This window comes from Acinetobacter sp. Colony158 (genome assembly GCF_019264745.1).
Taxonomy (GTDB): domain Bacteria; phylum Pseudomonadota; class Gammaproteobacteria; order Pseudomonadales; family Moraxellaceae; genus Acinetobacter; species Acinetobacter ursingii.
The window spans coordinates 1,962,098-1,975,859 of sequence record NZ_CP078523.1; the positions used below are offsets into that span (position 1 = coordinate 1,962,098).

10 protein-coding genes are annotated in these 13,762 nt (G+C 39.3%); 3 read left to right on the forward strand and 7 right to left on the reverse strand.

Annotation, left to right across the window (positions count from 1 at the left end; all coding sequences use genetic code 11):
• Window positions 1-200 precede the first annotated feature (200 nt).
• A complete protein-coding gene (locus tag JR005_RS08050; protein WP_218664857.1) occupies window positions 201-1,109 on the reverse strand; it encodes a DUF4198 domain-containing protein in 909 nt (302 codons plus the stop codon).
• A 113-nt stretch (window positions 1,110-1,222) separates the two neighbouring features.
• Here JR005_RS08050 and JR005_RS08055 point away from each other — a divergent pair, with 113 nt between their 5' ends.
• From JR005_RS08055 to JR005_RS08065, 3 genes are read left to right on the forward strand one after another with little or no spacing between them, the layout of a single operon-like run.
• Window positions 1,223-2,791: a DUF2271 domain-containing protein gene (locus JR005_RS08055; protein WP_218664858.1), complete on the forward strand. Its 1,569-nt coding sequence runs from the start codon at window positions 1,223-1,225 to the stop codon at window positions 2,789-2,791.
• Between the two features lie 30 nt (window positions 2,792-2,821).
• Window positions 2,822-3,412 carry a PepSY-associated TM helix domain-containing protein gene (locus JR005_RS08060; protein WP_218664859.1) on the forward strand — a complete coding sequence of 197 codons (591 nt, stop codon included), beginning with the start codon at window positions 2,822-2,824 and terminating at the stop codon, window positions 3,410-3,412.
• 10 nt (window positions 3,413-3,422) lie between these two features.
• Window positions 3,423-4,910 (forward strand): sulfite reductase subunit alpha, encoded by a 1,488-nt coding sequence (locus JR005_RS08065; protein ID WP_218664860.1) that lies wholly within the window; start codon window positions 3,423-3,425, stop codon window positions 4,908-4,910.
• A gap of 133 nt (window positions 4,911-5,043) precedes the next feature.
• On the opposite strand, the gene JR005_RS08070 is transcribed toward JR005_RS08065, so the two are convergent.
• The 6 genes from JR005_RS08070 to JR005_RS08095 form a co-directional block, all read right to left on the reverse strand.
• A complete protein-coding gene (locus JR005_RS08070; protein WP_151725278.1) occupies window positions 5,044-7,140 on the reverse strand; it encodes a TonB-dependent receptor plug domain-containing protein in 2,097 nt (698 codons plus the stop codon).
• Between the two features lie 720 nt (window positions 7,141-7,860).
• Complete coding sequence (locus JR005_RS08075) at window positions 7,861-9,216, reverse strand: sensor histidine kinase (RefSeq protein ID WP_218664861.1); 1,356 nt, start codon at window positions 9,214-9,216, stop codon at window positions 7,861-7,863.
• A 12-nt stretch (window positions 9,217-9,228) separates the two neighbouring features.
• Window positions 9,229-9,903 carry a response regulator transcription factor gene (locus JR005_RS08080; protein ID WP_104794920.1) on the reverse strand — a complete coding sequence of 225 codons (675 nt, stop codon included), beginning with the start codon at window positions 9,901-9,903 and terminating at the stop codon, window positions 9,229-9,231.
• 71 nt (window positions 9,904-9,974) lie between these two features.
• The gene (locus tag JR005_RS08085) at window positions 9,975-10,658 is read right to left on the reverse strand and encodes a Fe2+-dependent dioxygenase (RefSeq protein ID WP_004992868.1); all 684 of its coding nucleotides are present in this window, start codon (window positions 10,656-10,658) and stop codon (window positions 9,975-9,977) included.
• A 98-nt stretch (window positions 10,659-10,756) separates the two neighbouring features.
• Entirely contained in the window at window positions 10,757-13,027 is a 2,271-nt protein-coding gene (locus JR005_RS08090) for a TonB-dependent receptor (protein ID WP_104794919.1), read from the reverse strand.
• A gap of 161 nt (window positions 13,028-13,188) precedes the next feature.
• Window positions 13,189-13,635 (reverse strand): Fur family transcriptional regulator, encoded by a 447-nt coding sequence (locus JR005_RS08095; RefSeq protein WP_044434869.1) that lies wholly within the window; start codon window positions 13,633-13,635, stop codon window positions 13,189-13,191.
• Window positions 13,636-13,762 lie beyond the last annotated feature (127 nt).

A 13,762-nucleotide genomic window follows, 5' to 3' on the forward strand; every position in this document is an offset into this window, starting at 1 on the left:
CCAAATCTGATTTGTAATGATTAAAAAAATATGGTGTTGATTGAACATTAATAAAAACGTGATTAAAAAATCAGGCAGTTTAAAACGATAAAACTGTCTGATCTTTATGGTTAAATATGATTCATTTTAACTTTTTGATAGGTCTTGATATTTCTCCCAAAGAGAAATATCAAGAGAAACTAAACAGGAATAAAAAACTATTATTCTGCAACTTCAACCGTTAAACCATAGGTATAAATATCGCTGGCTGGTTTTTTAGTGGCATCAGGATTTGCTTCTGGGTAAGCGGTTGTAATCAGGTAAATTCCTGTTTTTTCAAACTTGATTTCAACTTCACCTTTGTTATTGGTTTTGGCATGTGGCTGTTCACGTTGCGCGTTTAAATCATAACTATCAGCACCTTTAAATACATCGATTTCAAGGTTGGGAACAGGCTTACCATCAAACAATACTTGAGCTTTTAAAGCCTCACCTGCATAAAGTTCACCCGGATGGCTAAGAAGTTTGACTTCAAAGCCTTTGTTATTCACGGCTGGAATGGCAGACGGTTTACCTTTGGTCACAAAGCTTTCAGCAATCAAATGATTGGTCACTTCGATCACTTGTGCATTTTTGGGGAGTTGATCTTCACTCACGAATCGTGGCGGTTGGTTATTGGCAGGAGCGGCAGGGCGTTGTTCAGTTTTTGCAGTCTCAGCAGGTTTATTCGCCTGATTTGGATTTTGCATCGGCATACGGTTGGCACGAACACGTAACCAACGACCATCGACCAATGCATACTTACTTGGGTTGCCTGTCGCGTTTTGGGTGCGAATACGATAGGTTCCATCTTCATTCAGATCAAATTCTGCGACATTAAATTTTTTCAAGGCAGCAGCAGCATCAAGATTTTTTTGTTGTCCTGATGGGGTGCTAATCACATAATTGGTTTTAAAATTAAAACTAGGAACAAAGAATTTTTCAAGCGTAATTGAACTTTGAAAGCTCACTGAATTTGCTGAAGACGTATCAAATACATCAGGTAAAATATAAGGACTCGCGGTATGAGCCGATGCTAAAACAGGAAATGCCGATGTTAAAATCAACGCTTTGAGCCAAGAAGTACGCATATAAAAATCTCTCTGAAAAATAACGTAACGCAATAAAACATTTTCCTAACAATTTACTTGATAATAAATATCATTTTCAATATTATTTTTGCAGAAAATTCTGGAGAATGGGCATGCCGCATCTTGCTTTGAAAAATGTTCTTAAACAATCCTCATCTGTGTTTCGTTTAAAACCCATCGTCATTGCGATTTCGCTTATTTCTCCACTGACGACCATCAATGCATTTGCTGCAACTTCGCTATCATCAGATTCTACGTCTGAATTAAACCTTAACTCACATCGTTTTCACCAAGATCATGTTTTGGGAACCTCTTTGGATGTAGTGATGATGGGGGTTAATGCTCATCAGGCAGACCAAGCATTTCAAGCAATTCAACAGGAAATTGCCCGCTTAGATCAGATTCTTTCGACTTGGCGAACAGATAGTGAAATTAGTGCGTTGAACCATCAAAAAGATGCACAGGTTTCAAATGAATTATTTGAAGTAATTGCGGCATGTGAAGATTGGCGCAGTAAAAGTTGCGGCGCGTTTGATGCACGTTTGGGGCAGTTGATTGGCTTATGGGAAAAAAATAATGGCGTACATCAATTAGATGAAAATACCCGTCAGCACGTCATTCAGCAAATACAGCAACAACCTATCCAAATGGATGCACAGCAAAATCGAATTCAACTCGATAAATCGGTCAAGATTGCGCCTGATGCTTATGCCAAAGGTTATATTATTGATCGTGCTTTAGTCGCGGCGCGTCAAGCGGTACCTTCTCTACAAGGTGTGATGATTGATATTGGGGGAGATTTACGGGTTTGGGGGCAAGCGCCACAAAAATCTGGCTGGAAAGTCGGTGTGCAAAGCGCACAGGCAAAATATGACAATGCCTTACCTGAACAGATTTTAAACTTAAATAGTCAAGCGATTGCGTTTAGTGGTAAAGGTTATCGTGATTTGGCAGGACAAAGCCATTTAATTGATCCAAAAACAGGATTGCCACTGCAACAGGTCGAACAATGCGTGGTAGTGGGTCATTGTGCAGCCGATGCTGATGCTTTAGCAACGGCACTTGCTGCGATGCCTCCAGAAGAGGGAATGGCCCTCATAGAGTCCTTAATCGGATATGAAGCTAAAATCAGCATGAGCAATGGCGATGGCTATCAGACGACGGGATGGGGGCAAATGGTGGAGGCACGTCCACAGGCTGACCTATTAAATGTTGCTGTCGGTGCATCATCGTCATGGCCAGCAGGCTATCAGGCTATTCTTGAACTGGTGATTCCTAAAATTGCAGTTGAAAACTACCGTATTCCTTATGTTTCCGTTTGGGTGACAGACAGCAATAAAAAACTGGTGAAAACACTGGCAGTTTGGGGCAAAGACGAAAAATGGATCAATTCGAACTATGTCTGGTGGCGTCGTTATGGTCGTCAAATGCCAAATCTGGATGCCGTCGCCAAACCATCACGTCAACCGGGTCAGTATAAATTGGCTTGGGATGGTAAGGATGATGCAGGTAAAGCCGTTGCCGCAGGTCAATATATTGTGCATGTCGAAACTTCGCGAGAGCATGGCGAGCATTCTTATCAGACTTTTGATTTGGATGTAAAAGCCAAAATATCCAGTCAAAATCTCCCAGCGCAAAAAGAAATTGGCGCATTAAAACTGAATTTCCAGAAAGTGAATTAATCGTTAAAAATATAGACTGGGATTTTATTCGTGTACCAACGCCGTGATTTTTACCGCCATGCACGTTATGTGCATGGCTGGCTTTCTGCTTTTGCCTTTCTGGTTTTAATCTTTTTTGCTCTCACGGGTTTATTTTTAAATAATCCAGACTGGTTTAAATCTTCTGCCCAAGAGCAAACTCATCAAATATCCATTCCTCACGAGATGTTGGAAAAAATTCAGCATCAGGAAAATCCCAGTATGGCGTTATTGGATTACATTCGTCAAAAGCAAAGTATTGTGGGACGTTATCGCAGCAGTGAAGTGTTTGATGATGAAGTGATGATCCGATTGGAAAGTCCCGCAGGAACAACCGATATTTCTGTACTTCTGGATACAGGCGATGCTGAAATTACCCAAAAATCAGCCACCTTGGTATCGGTGCTGAATGATTTGCATCGTGGTAAAAATGTAGGAACTTCATGGCATTGGCTAATCGATATCAGCGCGATTCTCATTTTATTGCTTTCATTGGCGGGCTATATTTTATTTCTAAGTATAAAAACTCGTTTGGTGGCACATCTGCTGCTGACCGCAGCCAGTCTGGTGGTCTTGATACTCTTGGTTTGGTGTGCAATATGAGGACATTTTGATGACCTCTGCGATCATTTGCATTCTGGTTGTACTTTCAGTTTTATTATTTGTGCATCTTTGCGTGATTGTGATTTTATTATTCAATCAGCGTCGATCTTCTGCACAGGTGAATGTCAGTCATGAGGGCTATCTGGTGGTTTATGCCAGTCAGTCTGGTCATGTAGAACATTATGCCAAACAATTTGCCCATCAATTGCAGCAATCGGGGCAGCTCAGTGCTGTTCTGGATCTGCAATATTTGTCGATCTCTGAATTAACTGCCGCCAAGAAAATCTTATGGTGCGTCAGTACTTGTGGTGAGGGTGATGCGCCCGATACTGCGCGAGCGATTGCCAAAAAAATGTTTATGCAATCACTGGATTTATCTGCACAGCAATACGCAGTTCTGGCCTTTGGTGATCGTCGTTATGCGCAGTTTTGTGCATTCGGGCAGCGTTTGGATCAATGGTTGAAGACTCAACAGGCCCAACCGCTTTTTGAAATGATTTGTGTCAACGCGCTGAATCCGCGTGATTTGGAGCAATGGCAGGCTCAAATTGAACAATTGATTGAGATTAAACTGGATGTAAAAACTAAGCATCAGGCATGGCAGCAATTTCAATTACAACAACGAAAATGTTTAAATACAGGCAGTTCAGGATTGCCGATTTTTCAGTTGCAACTGCATGCTCTTGAAACAATGCATTGGCAATCGGGTGATATTTTCGAAGTTCAATGTGGCAATGCTGAAATTGAGATTCAGTCGTTTCTAAAAGCACACGCCATTGCAGATGACATTCTTCATCAGCCTGAGTTGAAACAACAATTACGCCACAATAATCTCAGACATATTCCGCTACGTTTGGTTGATGAAGCGGTGGAAGCTTGGGTGCAGCGTTTCGATCCATTGCCGAGCCGTGATTATTCGATTGCCAGTATTCCAGAGCAGGGTTATGTGGAATTGGTGATTCGCCAGCAACAGGCTGAACATGGTCTGGGTCTAGGCTCAGGATGGCTCACGGCTGCTTTGGCGATGGGCGAGAACATTTTAGCAAAGATCCGTTCAAATCCATCCTTTCATCTGGTTCAACAACAGCAAGCACTGATCCTGATTGGTAATGGAACGGGAATCGCAGGGCTGATGTCGCATTTACATCAACGTGAACACTGGCAACAACAACGCAACTGGTTGATTTTTGGTGAGCGGCAGCAACAATATGATCATCTTTATTCAGAGCAGTTACAACACTGGCAGCAGCATGGTTTTTTAACAGATCTTGACTATGCTTTTTCACGCGATCAACAACAAAAAATCTATGTGCAGGATCGACTGTTACAAAAAGCAGATCAGCTCAGACAATGGATTGCAGATGGTGCTGCCATTTATGTCTGCGGTAGCTTAAGTGGCATGGCGCAACAGGTTGAACAGGTGTTGATTCAGATTTTAAGTGAAATCCAATTAGAACAACTTCGTGAACAGCATCGTTATCAACGTGATGTGTATTAATATCAATAATTATAGGTTATCAATCATTAAAGCGCATAAAAAGTCGTTAAAATTTAAGCCATAAAAAAGCCTTCTTGCAATCGAAGAAGGCTTGAATGTGGGATAAAAGAACCGTTGATTCGGGTGTCTAATCTTAAAATTTCTTCTCGATCGTCAACAGAATATTGGGAATCGATTCATTGATTCTGGCTTGATATAAGCTGCCATCAGATTGATTACGCAAATATTCCTTATAATCTGTACCGAGAATATTTCTTAAACTCAAAGTTGCACCCCAGTTATGACTAAAGTTTTTGGTGGTGCTTAGATCAACCGTGACTCGCTGATTGGTGGTACGGTCATAAGGTTGATTATCCAGTGCGCGTGTGAATTTGGGGGTATAGCTGATATTTACGCTGTTCGACAGTTTCCATGGTTTATAGCTATATGACAAGCCAGAACTGGCGGTATAAGGCGCAACATCACTGGCTAAACGTTCATTGCCATTTGTATCTTCAATACTGACATGAATAGTTGAAACCTGTCCTGTCAGCATGAGGCTATGTCCTGCTCCAGTTTCTTTAATCGCATAGCGCCCTGTCAGTTCAGCACCGTAGGCAGTTGCTTTGTCTTGGTTGATTGGACGTTGCACATAGCGCGAACCTTCAAGCTGAATCACATTTTCAATATAGTCTTTAATTTCACGATTAAATGCTGTGAGATTAAAACCACCCGCAGGTGTGTTGTAGCCGAGTGTTGATTCAATCGCAGTAATTTGTTCAGGTTTTAGGTCTGGATTACCGCCTCGATCAGGATTATTCAAACTTCCTGCATCGCTATCGGTCGAGATAGTCACGGTTGGTGCTAAACGGCTGGCATTAGGTGCCTGAAATGCCTTGCTTAAATTGGTTTGTAATGACCAGTGATCATCAAAATCATAACGATGCGCCAAAACTGGACTTGCATGTTGATCACTATAATCGACCAGACCACTGCGATTAATCCATTCTTGTCGTACACCTAATGTGACGGTTTGTTGATCGGTAAAACGCCAGCTTCCCTCGCCATAAAGTGCATAACGTTCTTCATCAAGTGTATTGGCGACATTGCTTTCCAGTTCATTTTTGCGGGCTTCAAAACCAAATTTGATTTGTTTATTTGGATCTAGCTTTCTGACCCCATCGTAACCAATGGCGTATTCGTTCACTGTTTCATCGGTATAAATATCACCCTGATGAGTACCTGTCAGTTCAGTTTCATTTTGATGTTCACCTGTAATACGAACTTTATCCGAGCCATCGTCCGTTTTTCTTTCATAGCGCGTATTTAAACGAATACTATCATTTTGATCTTTTTGAATTTGATCCTGACGTGTTCCATCACTTTTAGTATTTCGATAAAACAGATCGGCCACCAGTTTTTGAGTGTCATCAATCGCATATTCCAGACGTGGAGAAAACATTTGCATGGTGCGATCGGTGGTTCTTTGCTGTTGACGTTCGCCATTATTATCAATGGTTTTGGTTACTGAAGTCGTATCTTGCCACATTTGATTGGCAGAAAGACTATAGCTCCATTGGTTATCACGACCATCGGTTTGTACGCTGACTTGCTTGCGAACTTCTTCTTGCGGACTGGATTTGGCGATGCCATAGCCGACACGTACATTGCCGTTGATGAGCGTGTTTAATGGTTCTTTTAAAATAATATTAATGACCGCAGAAGAGGCCACAGAAGCTTGAGCAACACTCGGTTGTTTCACCACTTCAATACGCTCAATCATATCGGTGGTGATGGTATCAATGACAGACATACCACCACGGGGGCCGCCCTGAACAGGTTCTCCATTGATGAGAAATGTAGGACCTGCACCACCACGAAAACGCATACCCGATGCTGGATTGTTCCCACGTGGCCCTTGACCAGGCGCAGGCATTTGAAAACCAGCGGCGCGACGTAATGCATCACTGACGGATTGGTCGCCATATTGCAGCATTTCTTCGCGGGTAATGATGGTTTTAGGAATTGCACTGATATCATTATCTTTGCTGTTTGGTTCCGACGCCGCTTTAAGAGTTATGGTTTTTAGGGTTTGGGTCGGCGGTATTGCAGGACTGGATTCAGATAGAGCACTTGCACTATTGCTTGCTGCTGCTGAGGGTTCTGCATCCGCTCCCCATGAATATGAACAAATCGAAAGTAAAGCAAAACTAAGCGGTGAAATCTTCCAGAAAACATGAGCTTGTTTCATGATTCTTATTCCGTTTGGAGTTAATTTTTGCGCAGCATAGCTCACAATTGTGGAGGAATTTTAAAGAAAAATAACAATCTAGGCTTAAATGTAAAATTTATTTATTATTTTTTAGTTGGTTGATAAAAAGATTTAAAAAGTGATAAAAATTAAGATTTTCATAATATAAGTCATCAATAATTGTAGTTTATTGCCTCAAAAAGTTACTTCAAAAAAAGCAATCATCATTGGTTTTTTATCCGCACCTTATCAGAACGAATCCATCGCAAATCTATATTGTTTAGAAAAATTGGAAAATTTAAAACATTTGATAAGATGCTATGCACATTGCTTAAAATAATATGGAGACGATAAGCTCTCAGCATACTGAATTCTTGATTATGTGGAGCATTGCTCTAAGCGACATGTATTTTCTATTTTTCTTGTGAAAATCATGATGTGGTTTCGCGTGGCTCAATGGTCTGTTCGACCCATTTTTATGAGATTGAGTCAGCTCATTAAAATTGGTTTTTTAATGTGAGTAACAAACACCAGTAGTTTCAATATCCGTTCTAAATTTTCTCTGGAAGAATTGAAAAAAAGAATCCGTAATGGCGTGATGGGGAGAAATCTAATCTGAAGTACGGCTTATCGAGCTAGCAAAGTGCTAATCTTCAATAAGAAGTAAACAGGATAAATTTACGCCAGAAACTGTCTGGTGACACCAAGACCATAATCTGTTTATAGGTTGAAATACAGCTTTATTTTTAAACCATTTAATACTTCTGAGCGATCTAGCTGGATGTGGGCCTGAATCGATTCTAATGCAGATTTTACGATGGATAAGCCAAGTCCACTGCCGACAATCTGAGATTGTGTTTCCATCAGTCTAACAAAACGCTGCATGACATGATCATATTGTTCTGGTGCGATACCACGACCACTATCATGAATTTCGACCAAAATACCATCAGATTGTTCAAATAATTTAATGAGAATCTGACCATGTTCAGGACTATATTTAATCGCGTTATCAATTAGATTGAGGAAAATACTTTCCAATGCGCTAAGCGTGGCTTGAACTTCTATTTTTTCATTAAAATCATCGATATTGACCTGTACATCAATGTCCTTTTTACGAGCATTGGCAAGCAATTGACCTGTACATTGGCGTATGATTTCAAGTAAATTCAAAGGATACAATGCTTCACTCGAAAGTGCTTCCTGATGCGCCAGCGTCATGAGTTGATGCACCAGATGTGACATTCTTTTTAGATTTTGTTCCAGATCATCAATATTTTCCTGATAAAAAGGATTGTCTTTTGGTGTTTTAATCAGCAAGGCCGTTTGTAAACTTAAGGCAGTCAGTGGTGTTCTGAGTTCATGTGCTGCATTGGCAATAAATTTTTGCTGTTGTTGTTGGGCATCTTCAATTCTTTTAAATAAATAATTGAGTTCATCTATGGCAGGGGTAATCTCAACGGGCAAGTTCTTAACTTGCACCTCAGATAAATCATTATAATCTCGCTGCGAAAAGGTAGTCTTTAACTCGGCAAGGGGTCTTAAATGATATCGAATCATAAAGTAAACGCCTAAAATTGCAAAAGGCATAAAAATAAAATAGGGGATCAGCATATTGAATGCCAATTCACGAGCTAAATTTTTTCGTACAAAAACCAACTGGCTAATCTGAATCTGCTTATCGGCAAGTGGCAAAACATAAGCTACAATTTTGCCGCGATGGCTATTCTTTCTAATAAATTGGGAATGATCCAAATGACCGACCAGATAGTTATGATTTTTCATTAAAACAGGGAGTTGGTCGAGGTCAACAATATCAATAAAAACATCTCTTTCGCCATAGCGACGGTAAGGATCATAGCTCGAAAGTCGAGGTGGAATATTGACACTGGCAAGAAATTCCGCCATTTCTTCCATTTGTTTATCAATCACTTCCTGTGATTCTTCCAGCGCAATTCGATACGCAGAAACTGCAATCAAAACCAGTAAAATAATACTTAAAACAGAAATACTCCAAGTCATTCGAGAGCTTAGAGGTTGTTTTTGATAGAAATGCAGCAGTTTGCTAAAAATCATCTTTCTCCTGTTTTATCGAGTTTCAATACAATATCCTAATCCTCGGACGGTACGAATCAAATCTTTACCCAACTTCTGCCGTAGTTTATGGATATGCACTTCAATGGTATTACTATTCAGTTCTACATCCCAGTCATAAAGTTTTTGTTCAAGTGTCTGACGAGAAAAGATCTGATTAGGATACATCATGAGAGGCTCGAGAACTGCCCATTCTTTGGCAGAAAGCTCAACAATATGTCCTTGTTTTAATACTTTACGCGTGTTGGGAAACATTTGAGTATCTCCGACTTCAAAGCAGATTTCCTCAATCGTCGAAAATTTACCTCTACGCAGAACCGATTCAATCCTAGCGACTAACTCATCAAAATCGTAAGGTTTTACAATATAATCATCTGCACCGAGTCTAAGCCCTTGAATTTTATCTCGGCTTTGATCTCGTGCACTGATAATAATGACGCCTAATTGTTTTAAATCACATTTTTGACGAATATGTTTAAGAACTTCCAAACCTTCTAATTCAGGTAGACCTAGATCAAGTAAGACCAGATGGTAAACATGATTAAAAAGTAAATCTAAAGCTTCGAGTCCTGTCTTGGCCCAATCGACATTAAATTTTTCATGTTTGAGTAATCGGAAAGTTGATTTACCAATCATGAGGTCATCTTCGATATAGAGTATTTTTATCATGAAGCACCTGTATGAAGATTAAATTCTAACAAAGAGGCAAGGCGAGCACACTTTAGATCAAAATATTGCAATTATAACTCGGCCCATTTACGCATCAGATTATGGTACAAGTTAGTAAGTTTGATCACTTCCTGATGTTTATCGCCTAATTGCATCCGTAAATTTTGGATGGTTTGATCCAGATTAAATAACATATAACGTTCTGCATCATCTCGTACCATACTTTGCACCCAAAAAAACGAAGCAATACGACAGCCAGAAGTCACGGCAGTCACTTCATGCAAGCTGGTCGATGGATACAAGATCATATCGCCTGCCGGTAATTTGACTTCATGATAGCCATAAGTGTCTTCAACCACCAAATCGCCACCTTCATATTCTTCGGGTTCACTTAAAAAAACCGTACAGGATAAATCCGTTCTTAGACGCTCATTTGTTCCTCGAATGCGTCGAATCGAATTATCGACATGAAAACCAAAGGCTTCATTATTTTCATAGCGATTAAAGAGGGGAGGAATAATATCCAGAGGAACCGCAGCAGATAAAAATAAAGGGTGTTGCCCAAGCGACTCTAAAATAATATTACTTAAATGATGCGTTAAAGGGTGGTCTTCTGGAAGTTGCTGATTTTGTTTGACCGTGGCTGAAAGTGTTCCCGCGGTCACTTTTCCATCGACCCACTCAATTTTATTCATTTCTTCACGAAAATATTGAACTTGCTCTTTGCTTAAGACATTTGGAATATGATGAATCATTGTGATACCTATCAGATGATCAATTGATCATAAATAAAAAATAAAATAGCCTCAGAATGAGGCTATTTTATCTTAAATCCCATAATTAAAATGTGGAATTAGTATTTAAAGTTTAATGCAACAACAGCACTGCGGCCTTCTGCTTCAGTAGCAAAGTGAGATGCATAAGCTTTGGTAAAATAGCGTGTATCAGATAGGTTATTTACATTCAACTGTAAGTTGATATTTTTGTTCACATCGTAGCGAACCATGGCATCATAACGCACATAACCCGGTACCCATTTTGTATTGGCAGCGTTGCCGTAGACTTTATCCATGGCAATTGCACCAGCGCCTAAAGTCAACTGCGGTAACACTTTATAGGTTGTCCACAGTGTTGCGCTGTTGGTCGGAACGTTTGGAAGATCCTTACCTTTAGCTGGATTGTTTGGAGAACATACACCAGTACGTGAGCAAGATGGTCCTGGATCAGTTTGTTCACTATCTAAGTAAGTATAGCCCGCTGATACCGCCCATTTATCCGTAATATTTCCGTTTAGACCTAGCTCAATACCGTCAACCTTACTTTCCCCGCCATTGGTATAAGTGGTTGGATCGATTTGAATACGTGTATTTTGCTTTTCTGTACGGAAGATCGCAGCAGTTAAATTGAGCTTGTCATTTAACAGATCCCATTTAGTTCCAACTTCAAATGTACGTGCTTTTTCTGGATCTAGATCCTGATTGTTTGCATTGACTGCTGTTTCAGAACCATCGCCAGCATCGGCACCTACAGGGTTGGCAGAAGTTGCATAACTTGCATAGATTGCGCCATTTTCCGTTGGTTTGAATGTTAGACCCGCTTGATAACTAAAGAAATCAGTATTGTTCTCTAATTTAGCACCAGTGGCATTGGTTTTTAGTTCAGTATCAAACTTGTCCCAACGTACACCGAGGTCTAACAACCATTGTGGGTTAAATTCAATATTATCCAATAAATAGATAGAGGTCGTTTCAGATGTAGTCGTAGTTACGGCTTTGTTAGCCGTAATAGTTCCGAGGAAACGATCACTTGAATTAGGATTGAAAGTCGATGTACACCAGCCATTAGAAGCGACCAAACCTAAGCTACATGCACCGTTTGCAACAGCGCCAGTAATTGATTTTGTATTTGGATCGGTAATGGTATAGCTACCTTTATCTGAGTCTGTTTTACTATATTCAGCGCCAACATTGAAACTGTGTTTCAATGTACCAGTATTAAATTTACCCGCTAAAGATAATTGATCAGAAAAAGTATCAGTATCTGTAATTCGGCTGTTTGCACGACGCCAGATACCTGTATCTTTTAATTCACCAGTCGTTGTATTAATAAAATTACCCTGACTATCATCTGGTTGAGTCCATACATAGTCATTCTTAGATTTGTTGTAAACAGCGGTATTACTGATTGTAATACTGTCAGTCAAATCATGTTCAAGCTTGATGGTTCCAATTTGATTTTCCTGTTTTTGAAAATCGCGGTCTTTCCAGCCGTAATAAATACCCTGTTTAACATCAATTGGCTTTCCAGAACCAGCAGCATAATTATTTGGATTGTTATAAGGAACACCAGAGTCAGGAGTATCATCGGTTCTTAAATAATAGTAACTTAAAGTGGCACGAGTAGCACTGTCCAGACCGAACGTGATACTTGGTGCAATACCCGCACGTTTATATTCTGTGCCATCACTTTGTCCAGCTTTGTCATTTTCATGTCCCATAACTGCAACACGAGCAGCAATGCCATTACCAAAGTCTTTATTCGCATCTAGAGTAATACGATGATAATCATCTGTACCATTTTGAATAGAACCTTCTAAAGAGTCGCCTTTCTTGGCTACTTTAGAAATCATATTGATGCTACCACCGACTGAACCTGCACCGCCCATTGACGATGAAGAACCTTTGGTGACTTCAACTTGTTCGATTGCAAACATTTCACGGTTTTGTGAAGTGGAGTTACGCATGCCATCGATATACATTGAACTTTCAGAGCTATAACCACGAATAAATGGACGATCGCCGTTTGGGTTACCGCCTTCACCTGCGCCCAAAGTAATCCCGGGTACAGTACGTAACGCATCGCTCAACGTTGTAACATTTGTATCTTCAATCAATTGTTGAGAAATAATCGCAACAGATTTTGGCGTATCAAGTAAAGGAGCAACAAATTTTGCATTTGCAGAATGATCAACTTTTAAAGATTCTTGTTGTGTTGCTGTTGCTGCACTTTGGATAGTTGGAAGTTGAGTCACATTGTCTTGTGCAAATGTAGGTACAGCAACCACCGATAATGAAGAAGCAATTGCAGATGAAACAATTTTCTTTCGCGTTTTGATAAAAGCCATTGTTGCCCCAATAGTTAATAGTCAATAATAAACAGTATGCGAATAGTAATGATTCTTAATTATAGATACAATCTATTTACATTGTTATTTTCGATAAATTTGTAGAAAAAGATAATATTTTTAAATATTTTAAGCTTAATAATAATGATTATTAGTAGGAATTAATTTTGTTTTTTCTCCATACATTCTTCACATTTTATCTGTATAAAAACAGAAAAAGATTTAATGGATATATTTCTGGTTTTAGAAATATCAAAGATATCCTTTTCGATATTATCATTGTCTAATAAATAGGTTTTTTCACATTCTTCACAATATAATCGAATAGAACCATTTTGTTTTTTTATTGAATAGTAAGCCTGTTGATCTCCTATTTTAAAGCGTTGTATCACGCCTGCCATTTCTAAAGCTCTGAGTGAAGAGTATATGGTTGATATATAAACATTTTTACTATTTTTTTGAGCAACTTTTCTCTCAATTTCATAAGCGGTTATTTCTTTATCTGCCTCAATTAATGTCTGTACGACATGAATTCTAGGTAAAGTAGCGCGCATTTTTGCTTTTTTTAAGATATTTAAAACAACTTCTTCCAAGTTATTACTTTCCATGATAACTCTATTAATACATGTGAAAAGTAGTATTTTAACAATTAGTATAAAGAATGCCTATGTTTTGGAGTTAAAAATAAAAAATAAAAGCTTAAGTAAGTCTTAAGAATTAATTTGTATAATATTA